Source organism: Oerskovia sp. NPDC060338 (assembly GCF_042726295.1).
Classification (GTDB): Bacteria; Actinomycetota; Actinomycetes; order Actinomycetales; family Cellulomonadaceae; genus Oerskovia; species Oerskovia merdavium.
Genome location: NZ_JBHXCQ010000018.1, coordinates 78,471 through 97,318 on the forward strand (window position 1 = coordinate 78,471; position 18,848 = coordinate 97,318).

The window sequence follows — 18,848 nt, forward strand, 5'->3', positions numbered from 1 at the left end:
CGAACTAGAAGGCCTCTCCTGCTGGATCCTCACCGGCTCCGTCGCCCGAACCACCTGACGTCGCCTTGTTGGCACCAAGGCTGTCGTTGGACCTCTTCTCAACGCCCTGCTTGATGCGTCGGTCGTCGGATTCCTTGGAGCTGCTCGTGGACATCCTGTCCTCCTTGACCCAGACCTCGCCTGAACCGCAGCCTATCGCCACCCCTCATCGTGTGCCCGGTAAGCAGCGGCCCGTCCTGGCGCGGCGCACGCGGCGCGCTGGGTCACCGGGCCACGACGCCCGGGCCCCTCCGAGCACCCGCACCCCCCAGCACGCCCTCCGGCCAGGGTGAACCCGGGCCGCCGCAGCCGCGACGCGGCGCGGGGAGTGCACAAGCAGCCCGGCGACGTGGAAAGGTTGGGCCATGACCGGGTCATCGACACCTCCGAGCTCCCTCCCACCGCTCCCCGTCGTCCCTGCCGATCCCGCGGCGCTCGCGGCCGTCGCGCAGGGACGGTCGTTCGACCCGCACGGGGTCCTCGGCCCGCACCTGACGGCCGTCCCGCTCCCAGGGGGCCGCACCGGGGGCGCGGCCACCGTGCGTGTCCTGCGCCCGCTCGCGGACGAGGTCACGATCGTGACGCTCGACGGCGAGTTCGCCGCGACGCACGAGCAGGACGGGATCTGGGTCGCGGTCGTGCCCGCCGCGGTCGACGAGCCGCTCGGCGCCGACGCCCGGTCCACGCCCGTGCTGCACGCCCCCGACTACCGCATCCGCGCGCGCTACGGCGAGACCACGACGCTCCAGGACGACCCCTACCGCTTCCTGCCGACCCTCGGCGAGGTCGACCAGCACCTGGTGCGCGAGGGCCGCCACGAGGAGCTGTGGACGGTCCTGGGTGCCAACCCCACGACCTACCCGAGCATCCTGGGCGAGCCCGGTTCCCCCGGCACCACGAGCGGCACCGCGTTCGCGGTCTGGGCCCCGAATGCGCGCGCCGTGCGGGTCATCGGCGACTTCAACCACTGGCAGGGCACGACGCACGCCCTGCGTGCGCTGGGCGACACCGGGGTCTGGGAGCTGTTCGTGCCCGGGATCGGTCCCGGCACGCTCTACAAGTACGAGATCCTCACCCCGGGCGGGACGTGGCTCCAGAAGGCCGACCCCCTCGCCAAGGGCACGCAGGTCCCACCCGCCAACGCGAGCGTCGTGGTCGAGTCCCGGCACGAGTGGACGGACGCCGACTGGATCACCGAGCGCGCGGCCCGCGACCCGCACACGGGCCCCGTGAGCATCTACGAGGTGCACCTGGGCTCCTGGCGGCAGGGCCTGAGCTACCGCGAGCTCGCCGAGCAGCTCACCGCGTACGTCCTCGAGACCGGGTTCACGCACGTCGAGCTCATGCCCGTGGCCGAGCACCCCTACGGCGGCTCGTGGGGCTACCAGGTCACGAGCTACTACGCCCCGACCTCGCGGTTCGGGCACCCCGACGACTTCCGTCACCTCGTCGACACGCTGCACCGCGCCGGGATCGGCGTGATCCTGGACTGGGTACCCGCCCACTTCCCCAAGGACGAGTGGGCGCTCGCACGCTTCGACGGCACGCCGCTCTACGAGCACCCCGACCCGCTGCGCGGCGAGCAGCCGGACTGGGGCACGTACGTGTTCGACTTCGGGCGCAACGAGGTGCGCAACTTCCTCGTCGCCAACGCGACCTACTGGTTCGAGGAGTTCCACGTCGACGCGCTGCGCGTCGACGCCGTCGCCTCGATGCTCTACCTCGACTACTCGCGCAACCCCGGCCAGTGGCACCCCAACGTGCACGGCGGGCGCGAGAACCTCGAGGCGATCGCGTTCCTCCAGGAGACCAACGCGACGGCCTACCGCCGCACGCCCGGCGTCATGATGATCGCCGAGGAGTCCACGGCCTGGCCGGGCGTGACGCGCCCCACCGACGCAGGCGGCCTCGGGTTCGGGCTCAAGTGGAACATGGGCTGGATGAACGACTCCCTGCGCTACGTCGCCGAGGAGCCCATCAACCGGCGCTACCACCACCACGAGATCACGTTCTCGATGGTCTACGCCTACTCCGAGCAGTTCGTCCTGCCCATCAGCCACGACGAGGTCGTGCACGGCAAGGGCTCGCTCTACGGCAAGATGCCCGGCGACGACTGGCAGAAGCGCGCGGGCGTCCGTTCGTTCCTCGCCTACCAGTGGGCCCACCCCGGCAAGCAGCTGCTCTTCATGGGCTCCGAGATCGCGCAGCACGCCGAGTGGAACGAGGCCGCGAGCCTGGACTGGGCAGGGCTCGGCGACCCCGGCAAGGCCGGGGTGCAGCGCCTCGTGCGCGACCTCAACGACCTCTACCGACGCACGCCCGCCCTCTGGGCCCTCGACCACGACCCGGCGGGCTTCGAGTGGCTCGACGCCGAGGACGCCGACCACAACGTCCTGGCGTTCCTGCGCCGGGACGCTGCCGGGAACCACGTCGCGGTCGTCGTGAACTTCGCCGGGACCCCCCACGAGGGCTACCGCCTCGCCCTGCCGCACGGCGGGCGCTGGCGCGAGGTCCTCAACACCGACGCCGAGGTCTACGGCGGATCGGGGGTCGGCAACCTCGGCGAGGTCGAGTCCGAGCCGCGGCCCTGGAAGGGACGCGCGTCCTCGGTCGAGCTGCGCGTCCCGCCGCTCGGGGCTCTCTACCTCGAGCCCGTGCCCGAGCGCTGACGGCAGGTCTGTGCTGCTCGCTCGCACGGCTGCGCCGGCACCCGTGCCGTCGGGTGAGCGACGGTCGCCCGGGCGAACGACGAAGGGCCTCGGCACGCGTCGCGTGCCGAGGCCCTTCGCAGGTCGTCAGTACAGGTTGATCGCCAGGAGCTGGCGTGCCTTGCCGACGCGCGGGTCGGTCGGCCCGAGGATCTCGAAGTAGTCGACGAGGCGCAGGCGCAGCGTCTCCTTGTCCTCGGCGCTCGCGCCCGGCAGAAGGTCCAGCAGGCGACCGAACGCGTCCTCGACCTTGCCACCGAGCATGTCCATGTCCGCGACGTCGAGCTGCGCGGCGAGGTCCGTGGGCCGCGCAGCGGCGGCCTCGCGGGTCGCCTGCAGGTCGAGGTCGCGCGTGCGGCGCAGCAGGCCCACCTGCGCCAGGCCCGCGGCCGCGAGGTGGTCGCGCGGGTCCTGCTTGATGGCCTTCTGGTACGCCGCGACGGCCGCGTCGAAGTCGTCGCGCTCGATCGCGTCGAACGCCTCCTGGTGCAGCGGCGGGAGCTCGGGCTCGGGCTCGGGAGCCAGCGCCGCGTCCGGGTCCGCAACCCCTTGCGCGGGCGCGCGGCCCGTGACGCCGTTGCCCTCGGCGATCTGCAGCACCTGCTGCAGGACCGCACGGATCTGGTCTCCTGCAGCGGCCCCCTGGAAGAGCGGGACCGGCTGGCCCCCCACGATCGCGACGACCGTCGGGACGCTCTCCACCTGGAACGCCGCGGCGATCTGCGGGTAGGTCTGTGCGTCGACACGGCCCAGGAGGAAACGCCCCGCGAACTCCTCGGCGATCGCGCCCAGCTCGGTGCCGAGCTGGGCGTTCGCCTGGTCCGTGGGGATCCACAGCAGGACCACGACCGGGTACTGCGCGGAGTCCTGGACGAGCTGCGGGAACGACTCCTCCGTGACGTCGACGACGTAGCCGCCGGCCTCGGGGGCACCGCCGGGCGTCCCGGGCGGGGGCGCCGACGGACGGTTCAGGGACGACAGGTCGACGGCGCCGCGCACGTCGAAGTTCGGCTGCTGGCTCGGTTGGCTCATGCGCTCATCCTAAGGAAGATCGTGCCGTCGCGAGGCGGCGGCTCGGCGAGGGGTTCGGCGAGGTGGGGGTCCGCCCGTGGTACCGACCTACGAGGTCGCGACCGACGTGACGATGTTCTCCATGCCGAGCACCTGGACGCCTGTGGTGGCGTCCGCCGGCGGGATGTACATGGCGACCATGGTCGTGTATCCCACGTTGAGGACGTTGGTCGGCTCGGTCGCTCCGAAGAGGGCCTTCTCCGTCTCGGTACCGGGCGTGATCTTCGCGCCCTCCTCCGCGGTGCGGGTCTCGAGCGCCGTCATCGCGGCCATGACCATCGCGCCACCGTCTGCCGTGCGCACCGCGCGCGCCTCGTCCGGCGTCGGCGTGAAGGTCATGGTCTGCGTACCCGCGGCCGTGGCGAGGGGCGCCGCCTGCGTCTGGGCGTTGGTCGCGACCCAGGCACGCAGCGGGTCGTCGGCGAACGAGGCCGCGAAGCCCGAGCCCGCGCCCAGGTTGAGGACGTCGGCGTACTGGGCGACCGCGTCGGTCGGCGTCATGAGGAGCGACGGGTCGTCGAGCGGGACGGACTCGCTCCCGACCGCGGCGCCCGCGAAGCTCGGCAGCTTGACGCTCGGGAACAGGCGTACCCAGGCCCAGAGCTTGTACGGGTCGCGCGCCGTGGTCTGCTCGTACGCGAGGAGCCGCGGGGACTGGAGGTCCTCGGGCTGCTCGGTCACGGCGTACGCCTGCCGGGGCCAGGACTCGGTCGTCGTGATGATGTCCTGCTGGACGGCCGTGGGAAGGACCGTCACCAGGTCGCCGTTGCCGCGCGCCGCTGCCACGCCGAGCTGGCTCGTGCGCAGAGACAGCGCCGGCCCGGCGAGCCGGGTGGCAAGCTGGGACGCGTCGTTGGTCGCGTTGGCCGCCTCGAGGGTCGCGCCGACGGCCTCGCGGACCTCGGCCATCTGCTCGACGGTCAGTGCGGGCTCGGCGGTCGCCGAGCTCTCGTCGACGGTGGGTGTGGGAACGGGTGACGTGCAGCCTGCGAGCAGGAGCGCGCCGAGGACGGCGCCGGCCACCGCGGCCGTGCGGGCCGTGGAGCGGCGGGGGGTGCGCTGGCTCATCGGTCTCCTCCGGTCGAGTCGGGGTTCTGGGTCTGGTCGTTCTCGTCGGACGCGGCGGGCGGGGCGGCCTGGGTCTGGCCGAACCCCCACGCCTGGCGCCACGCGTCGGCACGCGCGCTGGCCGAGCTGCCACCGGCGGAACCAGCGTCCTTCTCGGCCGAAGGAGCGGGAACGACCGGCTGCGCGGCCGTGCCGTTCCTCTCACGTCGCACCACCGGGATCTGCCCGGTCATCCAGCGGTTGCGCGGGCGCTGCGCCCGCGCGTCCTCCTGGGCGAGCCGCTCGGCCTCGATGCGTTCCCGTTCGGCCTTCTCGCGCAGCTCACGACGGGTCAGGGTCCCTGTCGCGCCGGTCTGGGCGGGCGGTTCCTGCGCGACGGTCTGCGCGGGGACCGGCGCCGGTGCCGACACGGGGCCAGCCCAGCCGGCCCCGGCGCGACGCTCGGTCGGCGCAGCGGGCCCGGCCTCCCCGGAGGTGCTCGTGCTCTCCGGAGCCTCCGGGCCGGCGTCGGTACGCGCCGTGCGCCCCTTGCCCTTCGAGCGGCTCTTCTTCTTCCTGCTGCCGCCTGCGCTCGCGTCCTTGTCCTTCTTGCCGCCCATGAACGAGAGGACACCGATCGCGAGCCCGGCGACCAGGAGCAGCGAGCCACCCGCGATCCCGGGCCACTGCCAGGGGGTCGAGACCTCACGGGCCCAGGTCAGGGTCACGACGGGGCTCGCGGGGTCCTCACCGGTCCCGGCCGCAAGCAGGCTCCAGCGACCCGGACGGTCGGACCAGCGCAGGCTGACCTCTCCCTCGCCCGAGGCCTCGGCGAACCACATGTCGGAGCCGGCGGGGTCGACGCCCACGACGGGCGTCTCGGCCGTGGCGTCCGCCGCGGCGTCGCCCTCGGCGGGCGCCTCACCCTCGGCGGGCGCCTCACCCTCGGCGGGCGCCTCACCCTCGGCGGGCGCCTCACCCTCGGCGGGCGCCTCGCCCTCGGCCGGGGTCTCCCCCTCGGCAGGTGCTTCGCCGTCCGCCGGTGCTTCTCCCTCGGCCGGGGTCTCCTCGGCGGGCGGCGGTGTCGTGACCGACTTGGTCGCGAGCGTGTCCCAGTCGGTGAGACCGGTGATGTCGGAGTGCGCGTCGGTACCGACCCACCCGGTCACGTCGACGTCACGCCCGATCACGAGGGTCACGGGCTTCCCGTCCGGGGTCTTCGCCGTGACGGTCACGTCACCGTCGACCAGGTCGAGGACCCCGGGCTCGGAGACGACCAGGGGCGACGAGGCATCGGCGGCAGCCGTCGCGACGACCGTCTCGCTCTCGCGCCAGAGGGTCGCAGAGGCGACTCCTGTGCCGATCCCCACCAGGCCGAGCACGATCAGGCCGGCGGCCAGGATTCGTTGAAGCACCGAGTTTCCCTTCGTCATGGACATTCCACAATAGAGGCGAACGCCTGCTGGATTCGAAAGTTCGCCGGATGGCGACGATCGCCGCAGACTCTTCACGAAGTCCCCGCGACACCCTGACGGTACCCATTCCGGGTATTCAGGACACAGTTCGGCCACGTATCCTGGGGACGTTCCACAGGTCGGGCGACCCGGTACCTCCACCGATCGATACGTCCCGACAACAGCGCTGGCGTGGACCAGCCCGAAGCGGAAGGTCGACCCGTGTCCGACGAACGCACACTGTTCCCCATCACCATGCGCGGCTACGACCGCATCATGGTGGAAGGCCAGCTGGCCAAGCTCGAGAAGGATCTCGAGGCGGCCCGTCACCGGGCCGAGTCCGCCGACGCCCGGGCTGTGCAGCTCACGTCGGACCTCCAGGACGCGCAGCGCCAGCTGCGCGAGTCCGACCGACCGTCCTACTCGGGACTGGGCTCGCGCATCGAGCAGCTGCTCCGTTCCGCGGAGGAGCAGTCGGCCGACATCCTGGCCCAGGCCAACGCCCAGGCGGTCGACATCATGTCGCGCGCCAAGGTCGCGGGTGGCCAGATCCGCTCGCGCGCCGAGAACGAGGTCGCCGAGCTGCTCTCTGGCGCTCGTCGCGAGGCCGAGGAGATCCGGTCGACGGCCGCGTCGGAGACCGAGAGCACCCTGGTCGGCGCGCAGCGCCGCGCCGAGGAGTTCGTGGGTTCCGCCGAGCGCGAGGCCGCCCGCATCCAGAGCGCCCTGAACACCGAGGAGAGCGAGCGTCGTTCGAGCCTCGAGCGCGAGCTGGGCACCCTGCGCGCCCAGGTCGAGCGCGAGACGACGGAGCTGCGCGTCGCGACCGAGCGCGAGACCGCCGAGCTGCGCGCCCGGGTCGCTGCCGAGACGGCCGCGATGCGCGAGGCCGCCGAGCGCGAGACCACCGAGCTGCGCGAGACCACGCGCCGCGAGGCCGAGCGCCAGGTCTCCGAGGCCAAGCGTGCTGCCTCCGAGGCGGCGAACGCCGTGACCTCCGAGATGGAGGAGCTGCGCGAGAAGGCGCGGACCGCTCTGGCCGAGGCCGAGCTGGACATCGCCCGCCGCCGCGAGGAGGCCGAGCTGGAGAGCGCGCAGCGCCACCAGACGGCCAAGGAGGAGACCGAGAAGCTCGTCGCGACGGCCGAGGCGCACGCGTCCGACGCCGAGCACCGCGTGGTCACGGCTCTCGAGCAGGCCGAGAAGGTCCGCACCGAGTCCGACGACTACGTCAAGGAGGTCATCGCGACCGCGCGTCACAACGCGGACCGCGTGGTCGCCGAGGCCCGCGAGTTCGCCGAGCAGACCGTCGGGGACGCCAAGGCAGAGGCCGAGCAGCAGCGCGCGGCGGCCCAGCGTCAGCTCGAGGACCTCACGCGCCAGCACGAGTCGATCAACACCTACCTCGACGAGCTGCGTGGGCTGCTCGGCGACGGTGAGGGCGCCAAGACCAAGGCCGCACCGGCCGTGGCCATCGCGGGCACACCGGCGCAGCGTGCCCGCGCTGCGAACCTCATGACCGCGGAGTTCCCGCAGGTCGAGGTCGAGGGCGAGGAGGGCGAGGACGCCAAGTCCTCGGAGTCCTCGGCTTCCGCGAAGGCCTGAGCACGCCCATGACGCACGACGGCGACGACACCGGGGACCTGCCTGGGTCGTCGCCGTCGTCCGCTCACCAGGCACACCAGGCTCACGGTCCCGGCGATGCCGCACGCGGCACCGCCGGAGCCGCGAGCAGCGCCGGAGCCGCGAGCAGCGCCGCGCCCGACGACGTCGCGGCGTGGCGTGCTCAGCGCACCGAGGCCGCGGCGCACCAGGCGAACGAGCTCGAACGCCGCCGCGCCCAGGAGTCGGCCCAGGCCGCCGCCCTCCTGCGCGAGTTCGTCGCCGAGGCCGAGCGGCGAGGCATCGCCCCGGTCCCGCTCCAGGCCCGCTCGTACGCAGGGGACGCGACGTACCGCACCAAGACGCTCGGCTGGTACCTGCGCAAGAACAGGACGCTCGCCGTCGGGACCGACGCGTCGTTCTACATCCTCAGCGTCCAGGGCGGGCTCTCGGCCCGGCTGAAGGGCGCGACCCTCGTCCCGTCGGACCCGCCGCTCGTGCTCGGCAAGGGCGGGCGCGACGGCGAGTCCATCTCTCTCGCGGACGCGATCGAGCTGGTGCTCGAGCGCGGCTGACCGCCCGGCGCTCAGTCCCGGGCGACGGCCCAGAGGTCACCGATCGCGTTCGCGACGGCCGGCGCGTCCTCGACAGCGCTCATGTGCCCCGCGGCGGGCACCACGACGAGCGTCGCCCCCCGAGCCGCGGCGACCAGGTGCTCGGCGGCCTCGACCGGGGTGAGCGTGTCCTCCTCGCCCACGACCACGCTCACGGGGCCCGCGAAGCGGGCCAGCACCTCGGTGCGGTCCGGGCGGGCGGCCATGGCGCGCTGGGCCCACGCGACGCCGTCGGGCCGCTGGGAACGGATCCACTCCTCGAGGCGAGCCGTCAGCCCGCGGCGCGCGATCTTGCTCGTCGCGCCGAGCAGGGCTCCCGGCATGCCGAGGACCGCGTCGACCGTGCGGCTCTCGCTGACCGCCGCCGCGATGCGCAGGCGGTTGGCGCGGGCCGTGTCGTCGTCGGCCGTCGACTTGGTGTCCACGAGGCCGAGCGCGACCACGAAGCCCGGATGACGCTCGGCCGCCGCGAGCGCGACGTAGCCACCCATCGACATGCCCACGACCACCGCACGCTCGAGCCCGGCGGCGCGGGCAGCGGCGACCACGGCGTCGGCTGCGGCCTCGATCGAGGGCGGCTCGCCCCCGAGCGGGCTCTCGCCCAGGCCCGGGAGGTCGACCGCGAGGACCGTGATGCCGCTCGGCAGCGCCGCGGCGGCGTCCTCCCACATGCGGTGGTCGAGCGGGAAGCCGTGCACGAGCAGCACGGGCAGCCCGTGCCCCTCACGCAGGGTGTGCAGGGCGAGGTGCGGGGTGGTGGTCATGGTGTCTGTCCTGTCGTCGTCGGCTGGACGTGCGTGCGGCTCGCGTCGTACGAGGCCTGGTCGGAGGCCTCGGTGTCTGTGCCCGTCTCGGTCTGCGCGTCCCACGTCGTGGGGAGCGGCACCGGGAATCCGGGGCGGACGTGGGAGACGATCTCGTCGAGGACCCGGCGCACCGACGGCTCGCCCACCCACAGGTGCTTGGCGCCCTCGACCGCGATGACCTCGGCCTGGGGCACGCGCGCGAACCGGCGGCGGGCCTCCTCGGGGCGCAGGTAGTCGTCGAGCTCGGGAACCAGCACCACGAGCGGCTTGCCGAACGCGGCCCACCGGTCCAGGTCCTCGTCGGTCGCGCGGTGCAGGGGCGGGGAGAGCAGGATCGCGCCCTCGATGCCGGGGTCCGCGCCGTGCTTGAGGACGAGCTCGGTCCCGAACGACCACCCCACGAGCCACCGATGGGGCAGGTCGTGGAACTCGGCCAGCTCGATCGCCGCGGCGACGTCGAAGCGCTCGGCCTCGCCGCCGTCGAACGCGCCCTCGCTCGTGCCGCGCGGGGAGGACGTGCCGCGCGTGTTGAAGCGCAGCACCGCGAGGTCCGCGAGCGCGGGCAGGCGCCACGCGGCCTTGCGATAGACGTGGGAGTCCATGTAGCCGCCGTGCGTCGGCAGCGGGTGCAGGGTGATCAAGGTGCCCGACGGCGCAGCGTGCGCCGGGAGCGCGAGCTCGCCCACGAGCGTCAGGCCGTCGGCGGTGTGGAGCTCGACGTCCTCGCGGCGGGCCGGCAGGACCGTGAGCGAGCGGATCGGGGCACCGTGCTCGGCGGGCTTGCCGTCGGGGGCCGTGGGCAGCCCAGGGGACGCCGCAGCGGGCGTGGCGGGACGGTCGGTCGCGGGGTCAGGACTGTGCGCGTTCATCACGACCGAGCCTAGCCGGGGTCTCCCTCAGCGGCGCCGGGCGCGCGCCTCCCAGCACCCCGTGTGCCAGTGGCGGCGGTCCTCGAGCGCGGACTGCGCCCCGAACATCGAGTCCTGGGCCCACGCGACGACGTGGCTCGTCCCGGCAGGGACGTTCTGCCGGCATCCCGGGCACACGTACGACTTGTCGCTCTGCCGGACCGTGCGGACGGTCCATTCCCCGTCGGGCCCGGACTCGGTCCGCATGCCGCCCAGGGCACGGTTGAGGTCGAGCGGAGGGGGCTCCGCTCCCCAGGGACGACGGCGTGAGGGACGTTTCGAGGGCACGGTTCCATTGTCCACTGGTTGCGACAGCGACGAGTGCGCACGAGGTGCGACAGCGACGGCGCCCGCGTCCGTTTTCAGCACACTCCCAGAGAGTGCGGCTAGAGTTGCGGGGCCCGCCACTCCCGTGCTCGTCGCCGTGTTCACTCCCGGTCGTGCGCGGACACCCCCGAACGAAGGATCCTTGTGAAGCTCCGTACCTCTCGCGGCCTCGTCGCGATCGCCCTGGGTACCGCCCTCGTCCTGTCCGGTTGTGCGTCCGGAGACGGCGGGAGCGCCAGCCCGTCCCCCAGCGAGTCGGCACCGGCAGACACCGGCGTGGCAGCCCCCACGGCGGAGGACATCGCCGCGGTCGAGGCCATCAAGGTCACGGGCGACATCGGCACCGAGCCCGCTGCGGAGTTCGACACGCCGTTCACCGTCTCGACGGCCACGGCCCGCATCGACGTCGAAGGAACGGGTGCGGACCTCGAAGAGGGTCAGCAGCTCACCATGAAGTCGATCCTCTACGCCGGCAAGGACGCCAGCGTCCTCGGGTCGATGTGGGGCGACGAGAGCCAGGTCGACACCATCACGCTGGGCGACCCGTCGCTCTACCCCGTGCTCAACGAGATCCTCACGGGCCAGAAGGTCGGCACGCGGTTCATCTTCGCCGCCCCCGGCCAGGACGGCTCGACGAGCATCTCCATCGTCGAGGTGACCGGCGCCAAGACGATCCCCACGCGCGCCGAGGGCGAGGCCGTGACCCCGGCCGACGGCCTGCCGGTCGTGACGCTGGACGACACGGGCAAGCCCAGCATCGCGATCCCCGAGGGCTACACCGCTCCCACGGAGCTCGTCACGCAGACCCTCATCAAGGGCACCGGCCCTGAGGTCGCCGCAGACGACACGATCACCGCGAACTACACCGGGTGGAAGATGGACGGCACCGTCTTCGACTCGTCGTGGGAGAACGGCTCCCCGCTGAACATCCCGCTCACGAACCTCGTGCAGGGCTGGCAGCAGGGCCTCGTCGGGCAGACGGTCGGCAGCCAGGTGCTGCTGGTCATCCCGCCGGAGCTCGCCTACGGTGCCGAGGCCAGCGAGTCCAACCCGCTCGGCGGCGAGACCCTGATCTTCGTGCTCGACATCCTGGACGCCTCCTGATCCACACGTCTTCCTGACGGCCGAGCCGTCGGGGGCCGTCGGATCGCCGAAGGGCCACCTCCCGCTCGCGGGTGGTGGCCCTTCTCGCGTGGTGGACGGTGGCGTCCGGTGCGGACCGTTGGGCAGGCCACCTCACAGGGGCTGCCCCTAGGCTCTGTCCATGAGCACAGAGCGCGAAGTCATGACGTGGGAGCTGTTCGGCACCGCGTCCAGGCAGCTGGCCGAGCAGGTGGTCGCGGGCGGCTTCCAGCCCGACGTCGTGGTGGCGATCGCCCGCGGCGGGCTGCTTCCTGGCGGAGCCGTGGCCTACGCGCTGGGCACCAAGGGCGTCGGGACGCTCAACGTGGAGTTCTACACGGACATCGGCCAGACGCTCGCGGACCCCCGCGTCCTTCCCCCGCTCATGGACACGTCGGAGCTCCCGGGGTCCAAGGTCCTCGTGGTCGACGACGTCGCGGACTCGGGCCGGACGCTCGCCCTGGTCATGGACCTGCTCGCCGAGCACGGCACCGAGGCGCGCTCGGCCGTGCTGTACACCAAGCCGCGCACGATCCTCCAGCCGGACTTCTCCTGGAAGGAGACCGACCGGTGGATCACGTTCCCGTGGTCCGCCGAACCTCCGGTCGAGGGCGCGCTGGCGAGGCCGAACGACTGAGGCACTGCCCTCTCGGCAGCACGGACCCACCGCGGCCGGGTTCGTCGGCTGTGCCGCCCATGCCGGCCATGCCGGCCCCGCCGGTGCCACCGGCGCCACCGGTGCCACCGGTCCTCGGTACGACGGACGCCCCGCCGCTCCTTCCGGAGTGGCGGGGCGTCCGTCGTTCGATCGCGCTCAGCCCATGAGTGCGGTGCTGACGAGCGGGATCAGAAGTCCCAGTCGTCGTCCTCGGTGTTCACGGCCTTGCCGATCACGTAGGACGAGCCCGAGCCGGAGAAGAAGTCGTGGTTCTCGTCGGCGTTCGGGGACAGCGCGGACAGGATCGCCGGGTTGACGTCGGTCTCGTCCTTGGGGAACAGCGCCTCGTAGCCCAGGTTCATGAGGGCCTTGTTGGCGTTGTAGCGCAGGAACTTCTTGACGTCCTCGGTGAGGCCGACGCCGTCGTAGAGGTCCGCGGTGTACTGGACCTCGTTCTCGTAGAGCTCGAACAGGAGCTCGTAGGTGTAGGCCTTCATCTCGTCGCGCTCCTCGGGGCTCAGCTTCTCGAGCCCCTTCTGGAACTTGTAGCCGATGTAGTACCCGTGCACGGCCTCGTCGCGGATGATGAGGCGGATGAGGTCGGCCGTGTTGGTGAGCTTGGCGCGGCTCGACCAGTACATGGGCAGGTAGAAGCCCGAGTAGAACAGGAAGGACTCGAGCAGCGTGCTCGCGACCTTGCGCTTGAGCGGCGAGTCGCCCTTGTAGTACTCCATGACGATCTCGGCCTTGCGCTGGAGGTTGGGGTTCTCCTCCGACCAGCGGAACGCCTCGTCGATCTCGCGCGTCGAGCACAGCGTCGAGAAGATCGACGAGTAGCTCTTGGCGTGCACGGACTCCATGAAGGCGATGTTCGTGTACACGGCCTCCTCGTGCGGGGTGATCGCGTCAGGGATGAGCGACACGGCGCCCACGGTGCCCTGGATGGTGTCCAGGAGCGTGAGGCCGGTGAAGACGCGCATGGTGAGCGTCTTCTCCTCCTCGGTGAGCGTGGCCCAGCTCTGGATGTCGTTCGAGACCGGCACCTTCTCGGGGAGCCAGAAGTTCCCGACGAGCCGGTCCCAGACCTCGGCGTCCTTGTCGTCGTCGAGACGGTTCCAGTTGATCGCGGACACGCGATCGATGAGCTTGAGCTTCCCAGTGGGTGACATGTCGTTCTTCTTCTTTCTCAGCACGGTGCCTGCGACGAGACGAGAGGTCCTGCGGGCGGCGGGAACGGGAGGGGCGCCGGTCGTGGTCGGGCCTGGCGGGGGCCGCGAGGCACGAGCGGCCCGGGAAGACCGGCGCACCTCCCGTGGACGTCGCCGTCAGGCGACGAGGGCAATCACAGCATGCAGGAGACGCAACCCTCCACCTCGGTGCCCTCGAGCGCGAGCTGGCGCAGGCGGATGTAGTACAGGGTCTTGATGCCCTTGCGCCATGCGTAGATCTGCGCGCGGTTGACGTCACGCGTGGTCGCGGTGTCCTTGAAGAACAGCGTGAGGCTCAGGCCCTGGTCCACGTGCTGCGTCGCCGCGGCGTACGTGTCGATGATCTTCTCGTAGCCGATCTCGTACGCGTCCTGGTAGTACTCCAGGTTGTCGTTCGTCAGGTAGGGCGCCGGGTAGTAGACGCGCCCGATCTTGCCCTCCTTGCGGATCTCGATCTTGGCGGCGACCGGGTGGATCGACGACGTCGAGTTGTTGATGTAGCTGATCGAACCGGTCGGCGGGACCGCCTGGAGGTTCTGGTTGTAGATGCCGTGCTCCTTGACGGACGCGGCGAGCGCCTTCCAGTCCTCCTGCGTGGGGATGTGCACGCCGGCGGTCTCGAACAGCTCCTTGACACGCGGCGTCGCGGGTACCCACTCCTGCTCGATGTACTTGCGGAAGTACTCGCCCGAGGCGTAGGTCGAGTCCTCGAAGCCACCGAAGGCCCGGCCCCGCTCGATCGCGAGGCGGTTGCTCGCCGCGATCGCGTGGTAGGCCACGGTGTAGAAGTAGATGTTCGTGAAGTCGATGCCCTCTTCGGAGCCGTAGTAGACGCGCTCGCGAGCGAGGTACCCGTGCAGGTTCATCTGGCCGAGGCCGATCGCGTGCCCCGACTCGTTGGCGCGCTTGATCGACGGGACGGACTCGATGCTCGTCTGGTCGGACACGGCCGTCAGGGCGCGGATCGCGGTGTCGATGGTCTTGGCGAAGTCCGGCGAGTCCATCGTCTTGGCGATGTTCAGCGAGCCGAGGTTGCACGAGATGTCGCGGCCGACGTGGTCGTACGACAGGTCCTCGTTGAACGTCGAGGGCGTCGAGACCTGGAGGATCTCCGAGCACAGGTTCGAGTGCGTGATGCGGCCCTTGATCGGGTTCGCCTTGTTGACCGTGTCCTCGAACATGACGTACGGGTAGCCGGACTCGAACTGCAGCTCGGCAAGGGTCTGGAAGAACTCGCGGGCCTTGATCTTCGTCTTGCGGATGCGTGCGTCGTCGACCATCTCGTCGTACTTCTCGGTGACCGAGATGTCGGCGAAGGGCTTGCCGTAGACGCGCTCCACGTCGTACGGCGAGAAGAGGTACATGTCCTCGTTCTTCTTCGCCAGGTCGAACGTGATGTCGGGGATGACCACGCCGAGCGACAGCGTCTTGATGCGGATCTTCTCGTCGGCGTTCTCACGCTTGGTGTCGAGGAAGCGCATGATGTCGGGGTGGTGCGCGTGCAGGTAGACCGCACCTGCGCCCTGACGGGCCCCGAGCTGGTTCGCGTAGGAGAAGGAGTCCTCGAGGAGCTTCATCACGGGGATGACGCCCGAGGACTGGTTCTCGATGTGCTTGATCGGGGCGCCGTGCTCACGGATGTTGCTCAGGAGCAGGGCCACGCCACCGCCACGCTTGGAGAGCTGCAGCGCCGAGTTGATGCCGCGCGCGATGGACTCCATGTTGTCCTCGATGCGCAGCAGGAAGCAGGACACGGGCTCGCCGCGCTGCGCCTTGCCGATGTTGAGGAACGTGGGCGTCGCGGGCTGGAAGCGACCCGCGACGATCTCCTCGACGATGTCGAGGGCCGTCTGCTCGTTGCCGTCGGCCAGACCGAGGGCGACCATGGACACGCGGTCCTCGAAGCGCTCGAGGTAACGCTTGCCGTCGAACGTCTTGAGCGTGTACGAGGTGTAGTACTTGAACGCGCCGAGGAACGTGTCGAAGCGGAACTTCTTGGAGTAGGCGAACTCGAACAAGGTCTTGACGAAGTCGCGGTCGTACTTGTCGAGGACCGCGGGGTCGTAGTACTTGTTCTCGACCAGGTACTCGAGCTTCTCCTCCAGGCTGTGGAAGAAGACCGTGTTCTGGTTCACGTGCTGCAGGAAGTACTGGCGCGCTGCCTGGCGGTCCTTGTCGAACTGGATCTCGCCGTCGGGGCCGTACAGGTTGAGCATCGCGTTGAGCGCGTGGTAGTCGAGCTCGACGCCCGCCGCCACCGTGCTCACGCTGGAATCCGTGACTGTCGTTGCCAAAATCGTCCCAATCCGTCGCGGACGCGCTCGACGTCCTCGGCTGTTCCCAGAAGTTCGAAGGCGTACAGGTAAGGCACCTGGCACTTCGAGGAGATGATGTCGCCGGCGATGCAGTAGGCCTCGCCGAAGTTGGTGTTGCCCGCGGCGATGACGCCGCGGATCAACGACCGGTTGTGTGAGTCGTTCAAGAACTTGATGACCTGGCGGGGCACTGCCCCGCCCTCGTTGCCGCCGCCGTACGTCGGGACCATCAGGACGTAGGGCTCGTCGACCCGCAGGAACTCGTCCTTGGGTCGCAGCGGGATGCGGTGGACCGTGTGGCCACGGTCCTCGAGGCCCAGGCGCTGGACGAACCGATGGGTGTTGTCCGACGCGCTGGAGAAGTAGACGAGCGATCCCATGTCACACCTCGCAGCGGGGACCGGTGGGACGAGCTGGTCAGGCGACGGGAGCGACCTTCGCGGCGAGAGCGTTGATCTGGTCGGGGCGGAAGCCCGACCAGTGCTCGTCGCCCGCGATGACGACGGGTGCCTGCAGGTAGCCGAGGCCGCGCACGAGCTCGAGTGCCTCGGCGTCCTGGCTGATGTCCACGACGGAGTACTCGATGCCCTTCTTGTCGAGGGCGCGGTACGTCGCGTCGCACTGAACGCAAGCCGGCTTGCTGTAGACCGTGATGCTCATCTGGTCAGTCTCCTCGGGTAGGGGATCGAGCTTCCAGCGGGGGCGCTCAGGCCGACTCCCTGCTGGGGTCCTGACCTCGAAGAACGCTGGTGGAACTACGACCGTGTGGTTTGCCGGGGAGACGATCGCTCCCTGGTGTTGACCACTATACCTAGTAGGCGGGCTCCGCGCTCGGCACTAGATGTCGTGGTCGGACGATCTTCGCCGCCTCCTCCTCGAGACGTGTCGAAGTGTGCTACAAGCACGGATCCATCCTCCCAGGAGGCACTGACACTCCCCCGGATGCACCCCGTCGTCCACCGGTCCAGGAGCCCGAGAACGGCTTGTCCGAGCGGGCCCGAGGAGTTCTCCACAGCTTGTGGAGAGCGTCCGTCCACATGCTGTGCAGAGCGCGCGAGGGGGCTGTCAGGCAGACCAGCCCCGCCTCGGCGCCCGCCCCGGCGTCTCGCCGAACCAGACAAGCCGGACACGAATCCTCCCGCGTGTCATGTTCCGTCGGCGTGTCGCGCCACGGGCGCGACGGGTGCGAGATAGATCACCGGTACCCGCCGGACCCCCAGCAGCCCAGGCCGTGCGGGCAGGCGCGAGACTCACGCAGAGTCCGAGCCCGCCCGGTCGGCACGCCGGTCCCGCCGGGGCCGGCCCCGGACTCCTGTGCCCTCGACGCCTGTCAGCCGACCTCCGCCACCCCCGGCAGCACCGAGGTCGTCGCGAGCCGGCGGTACCAGTGCGCCGAGTCCTTCCAGGTGCGCTCGAGCGTCTCGTAGTCGACGCGGATGATCCCGAACCGACGGTCGTAGCCGTAGCCCCACTCGAAGTTGTCGAGCAGCGACCACGCGAAGTACCCGCGCACGTCGGCCCCCTCGTCGATCGCAGCACCCACCGCGTCGATGTGGTCGTGCAGGTACGCGACACGACGGTCGTCGTGGACCCGCGCGGTCCCGTCGGCACCGGTCGAGACCTCGTCGTCGAACGCCGCGCCGTTCTCGGTGACCATGAGGGGCTGGCCCGGGTACGTCCGGTGCACCGAGAGGAGCAGCTCGGTCATGCCGGCGGGCTCGATGTTCCAGCCCATCGCGGTGTACGGGCCCGCCTGCGTCACGAACTCGACGTCGTCGACCCCGATCCACGGGCTGTGGCTCGACGCGCCGTGGCCGTCGTTCTCCGCGCGCTCGCCGTCGCCCGCGAAGTGGCGGACCTTGGTCGTCGAGTAGTAGTTGATGCCGAGCACCGACAGGGGCTGCCGGACGATCTCGAGGTCACCGTCCTGGACGAACGACCAGTCGGTCACGTGCGCGGTGTCGGCGAGCAGGTCGGCCGGGTAGGCGCCGTCGAGCAGCGGGCCGAGGAACGCCCGGTTGGCGAGCCCGTCGATCGTGCGCACCGCGTCGAGGTCGGCCTCCGACGTCGGGTCGTCGGGCCGGATCACGTGCAGGTTGAGGGTGATCGAGGTCTGGACGTCCTGCCCCAGCTCGTCGCGGATGGCGAGGCACGCGAGCCCGTGGGCGAGGTTGAGGTGGTGCACGGCCGCGAGCGCCGCGACGGGCTCGGTGCGCCCCGGGGCGTGCACGCCCGAGCCGTAGCCGAGGTAGGCAGAGCACCAGGGCTCGTTGAGCGTGGTCCACACGTCGATCCGGTCGCCGAGCTCGCGGGCCATGCGGCGCGCGTACCCGGCGAACGCGTGGGCGGTCTCGCGGCTCGCCCAGCCGCCGCGGTCCTCGAGCTCCTGCGGGAGGTCCCAGTGGTAGAGCGTCACGACGGGCTTGACGCCCGCGTCGAGGAGCGCGTCGACGAGCCGCGAGTAGAACGCGATGCCCTCGGGGTTGAACTCTCCTGTGCCGCCGGGCTGGACGCGCGACCAGGAGATCGAGAACCGGTAGGCGCCGAGCCCGAGGTCCTTGATGTGCTGCACGTCCTCGGCCCACCGGTGGTAGTGGTCGTCGGCCACGTCGCCCGTGTCGCCGTTCAGCGTGCGGCCGGGGGTGTGGGAGTAGGTGTCCCAGATGGACGGCCCGCGCCCGCCCTCGGCGGCGGCTCCCTCGATCTGATAGGCCGCGGTGGCCGACCCCCACAGGAAGTCGGTCGGGAAGGTGCGCGACGCGGGGGCCTGCGCTGGGGACGGTGCGGGTCCGGTGTCCTGCCGGGTAGCGACGTTGCTCACGGTGTTCCTTCTGTGGTTCGGGATGGACGGTCCGCGACAGCGTGGGAGCGCTCTCACGTATCGATTCGATCAGGGTACCCACGCGCGGGGGCGACGTCGAGGCCCGGGGTGGGCGGCGCCGTCGGGCACGGAGCACCGTGCCCGACGG

At 70.9% G+C, this 18,848-nt stretch carries 17 protein-coding genes; 5 read left to right on the plus strand and 12 right to left on the minus strand.

Annotated features, from left to right (window positions below):
- Window positions 1-4: 4 nt before the first annotated feature.
- The gene (locus ACFWGN_RS19855) at window positions 5-154 is read right to left on the minus strand and encodes a hypothetical protein (RefSeq protein ID WP_191799951.1); all 150 of its coding nucleotides are present in this window, start codon (window positions 152-154) and stop codon (window positions 5-7) included.
- A gap of 250 nt (window positions 155-404) precedes the next feature.
- Between ACFWGN_RS19855 and glgB the strand changes: the two genes are divergently transcribed.
- Entirely contained in the window at window positions 405-2,708 is a 2,304-nt protein-coding gene (gene glgB, locus ACFWGN_RS19860; RefSeq protein ID WP_377619331.1) for a 1,4-alpha-glucan branching protein GlgB, read from the plus strand.
- Window positions 2,709-2,834: 126 nt separating this feature from the next.
- Here glgB and ACFWGN_RS19865 read toward each other — a convergent pair whose 3' ends face one another.
- From ACFWGN_RS19865 to ACFWGN_RS19875, 3 genes are all read right to left on the minus strand, one after another.
- Window positions 2,835-3,779: a co-chaperone YbbN gene (locus tag ACFWGN_RS19865; RefSeq protein ID WP_377619333.1), complete on the minus strand. Its 945-nt coding sequence runs from the start codon at window positions 3,777-3,779 to the stop codon at window positions 2,835-2,837.
- A gap of 87 nt (window positions 3,780-3,866) precedes the next feature.
- Window positions 3,867-4,886, minus strand: coding sequence for a hypothetical protein (locus ACFWGN_RS19870; protein ID WP_377619335.1), 1,020 nt, complete (start codon window positions 4,884-4,886; stop codon window positions 3,867-3,869).
- Entirely contained in the window at window positions 4,883-6,298 is a 1,416-nt protein-coding gene (locus tag ACFWGN_RS19875; protein ID WP_377619337.1) for a hypothetical protein, read from the minus strand. Before ACFWGN_RS19875 ends, ACFWGN_RS19870 begins: the two co-directional genes overlap by 4 nt.
- Before the next feature lie 243 nt (window positions 6,299-6,541).
- Between ACFWGN_RS19875 and ACFWGN_RS19880 the strand changes: the two genes are divergently transcribed.
- Window positions 6,542-7,924: a hypothetical protein gene (locus ACFWGN_RS19880; protein WP_191799960.1), complete on the plus strand. Its 1,383-nt coding sequence runs from the start codon at window positions 6,542-6,544 to the stop codon at window positions 7,922-7,924.
- Between the two features lie 8 nt (window positions 7,925-7,932).
- Complete coding sequence (locus ACFWGN_RS19885) at window positions 7,933-8,496, plus strand: hypothetical protein (RefSeq protein WP_377619339.1); 564 nt, start codon at window positions 7,933-7,935, stop codon at window positions 8,494-8,496.
- Window positions 8,497-8,507: 11 nt separating this feature from the next.
- On the opposite strand, the gene ACFWGN_RS19890 is transcribed toward ACFWGN_RS19885, so the two are convergent.
- The 3 genes from ACFWGN_RS19890 to ACFWGN_RS19900 are packed head-to-tail and all read right to left on the minus strand — an operon-like array spanning window position 8,508 to window position 10,537.
- On the minus strand, window positions 8,508-9,299 hold the full coding sequence (locus tag ACFWGN_RS19890; RefSeq protein ID WP_377619340.1) for an alpha/beta fold hydrolase: 792 nt from the start codon (window positions 9,297-9,299) through the stop codon (window positions 8,508-8,510).
- Window positions 9,296-10,210 carry an alpha/beta hydrolase gene (locus ACFWGN_RS19895; protein ID WP_377619341.1) on the minus strand — a complete coding sequence of 305 codons (915 nt, stop codon included), beginning with the start codon at window positions 10,208-10,210 and terminating at the stop codon, window positions 9,296-9,298. Before ACFWGN_RS19895 ends, ACFWGN_RS19890 begins: the two co-directional genes overlap by 4 nt.
- A gap of 27 nt (window positions 10,211-10,237) precedes the next feature.
- The gene (locus tag ACFWGN_RS19900) at window positions 10,238-10,537 is read right to left on the minus strand and encodes a hypothetical protein (protein WP_354509094.1); all 300 of its coding nucleotides are present in this window, start codon (window positions 10,535-10,537) and stop codon (window positions 10,238-10,240) included.
- 315 nt (window positions 10,538-10,852) lie between these two features.
- Between ACFWGN_RS19900 and ACFWGN_RS19905 the strand changes: the two genes are divergently transcribed.
- Both ACFWGN_RS19905 and ACFWGN_RS19910 read left to right on the plus strand, forming a co-directional pair.
- The gene (locus tag ACFWGN_RS19905; protein WP_377619343.1) at window positions 10,853-11,680 is read left to right on the plus strand and encodes an FKBP-type peptidyl-prolyl cis-trans isomerase; all 828 of its coding nucleotides are present in this window, start codon (window positions 10,853-10,855) and stop codon (window positions 11,678-11,680) included.
- Between the two features lie 160 nt (window positions 11,681-11,840).
- On the plus strand, window positions 11,841-12,335 hold the full coding sequence (locus tag ACFWGN_RS19910) for a phosphoribosyltransferase (protein ID WP_056646240.1): 495 nt from the start codon (window positions 11,841-11,843) through the stop codon (window positions 12,333-12,335).
- A gap of 209 nt (window positions 12,336-12,544) precedes the next feature.
- Here the strand turns inward: ACFWGN_RS19910 and nrdF are convergent, their stop codons facing one another.
- The 5 genes from nrdF to ACFWGN_RS19935 form a co-directional block, all read right to left on the minus strand.
- The gene (nrdF, locus tag ACFWGN_RS19915; protein ID WP_056763957.1) at window positions 12,545-13,525 is read right to left on the minus strand and encodes a class 1b ribonucleoside-diphosphate reductase subunit beta; all 981 of its coding nucleotides are present in this window, start codon (window positions 13,523-13,525) and stop codon (window positions 12,545-12,547) included.
- Window positions 13,526-13,698: 173 nt separating this feature from the next.
- Window positions 13,699-15,858, minus strand: coding sequence for a class 1b ribonucleoside-diphosphate reductase subunit alpha (nrdE, locus tag ACFWGN_RS19920; RefSeq protein WP_377619344.1), 2,160 nt, complete (start codon window positions 15,856-15,858; stop codon window positions 13,699-13,701).
- Window positions 15,828-16,259, minus strand: coding sequence for a class Ib ribonucleoside-diphosphate reductase assembly flavoprotein NrdI (gene nrdI / locus ACFWGN_RS19925; RefSeq protein WP_191799970.1), 432 nt, complete (start codon window positions 16,257-16,259; stop codon window positions 15,828-15,830). Before nrdI ends, nrdE begins: the two co-directional genes overlap by 31 nt.
- A gap of 37 nt (window positions 16,260-16,296) precedes the next feature.
- Window positions 16,297-16,539 carry a glutaredoxin-like protein NrdH gene (nrdH, locus tag ACFWGN_RS19930; RefSeq protein WP_191799972.1) on the minus strand — a complete coding sequence of 81 codons (243 nt, stop codon included), beginning with the start codon at window positions 16,537-16,539 and terminating at the stop codon, window positions 16,297-16,299.
- A 670-nt stretch (window positions 16,540-17,209) separates the two neighbouring features.
- On the minus strand, window positions 17,210-18,700 hold the full coding sequence (locus ACFWGN_RS19935; RefSeq protein WP_377619346.1) for a GH1 family beta-glucosidase: 1,491 nt from the start codon (window positions 18,698-18,700) through the stop codon (window positions 17,210-17,212).
- Window positions 18,701-18,848 lie beyond the last annotated feature (148 nt).

Coding starts and splice junctions, on each gene's coding strand:
- glgB (WP_377619331.1), top strand. CDS start 405: ATGACCGGGTCATCGACACCTCCGAGCTCCCTCCCACCGCTCCCCGTC.
- ACFWGN_RS19895 (WP_377619341.1), bottom strand. CDS start 10,210: ATGAACGCGCACAGTCCTGACCCCGCGACCGACCGTCCCGCCACGCCC.
- ACFWGN_RS19910 (WP_056646240.1), top strand. CDS start 11,841: ATGAGCACAGAGCGCGAAGTCATGACGTGGGAGCTGTTCGGCACCGCG.
- nrdH (WP_191799972.1), bottom strand. CDS start 16,539: ATGAGCATCACGGTCTACAGCAAGCCGGCTTGCGTTCAGTGCGACGCG.
- nrdI (WP_191799970.1), bottom strand. CDS start 16,259: ATGGGATCGCTCGTCTACTTCTCCAGCGCGTCGGACAACACCCATCGG.
- ACFWGN_RS19875 (WP_377619337.1), bottom strand. CDS start 6,298: ATGACGAAGGGAAACTCGGTGCTTCAACGAATCCTGGCCGCCGGCCTG.
- ACFWGN_RS19870 (WP_377619335.1), bottom strand. CDS start 4,886: ATGAGCCAGCGCACCCCCCGCCGCTCCACGGCCCGCACGGCCGCGGTG.
- ACFWGN_RS19855 (WP_191799951.1), bottom strand. CDS start 154: ATGTCCACGAGCAGCTCCAAGGAATCCGACGACCGACGCATCAAGCAG.
- ACFWGN_RS19865 (WP_377619333.1), bottom strand. CDS start 3,779: ATGAGCCAACCGAGCCAGCAGCCGAACTTCGACGTGCGCGGCGCCGTC.
- ACFWGN_RS19885 (WP_377619339.1), top strand. CDS start 7,933: ATGACGCACGACGGCGACGACACCGGGGACCTGCCTGGGTCGTCGCCG.
- ACFWGN_RS19890 (WP_377619340.1), bottom strand. CDS start 9,299: ATGACCACCACCCCGCACCTCGCCCTGCACACCCTGCGTGAGGGGCAC.
- nrdF (WP_056763957.1), bottom strand. CDS start 13,525: ATGTCACCCACTGGGAAGCTCAAGCTCATCGATCGCGTGTCCGCGATC.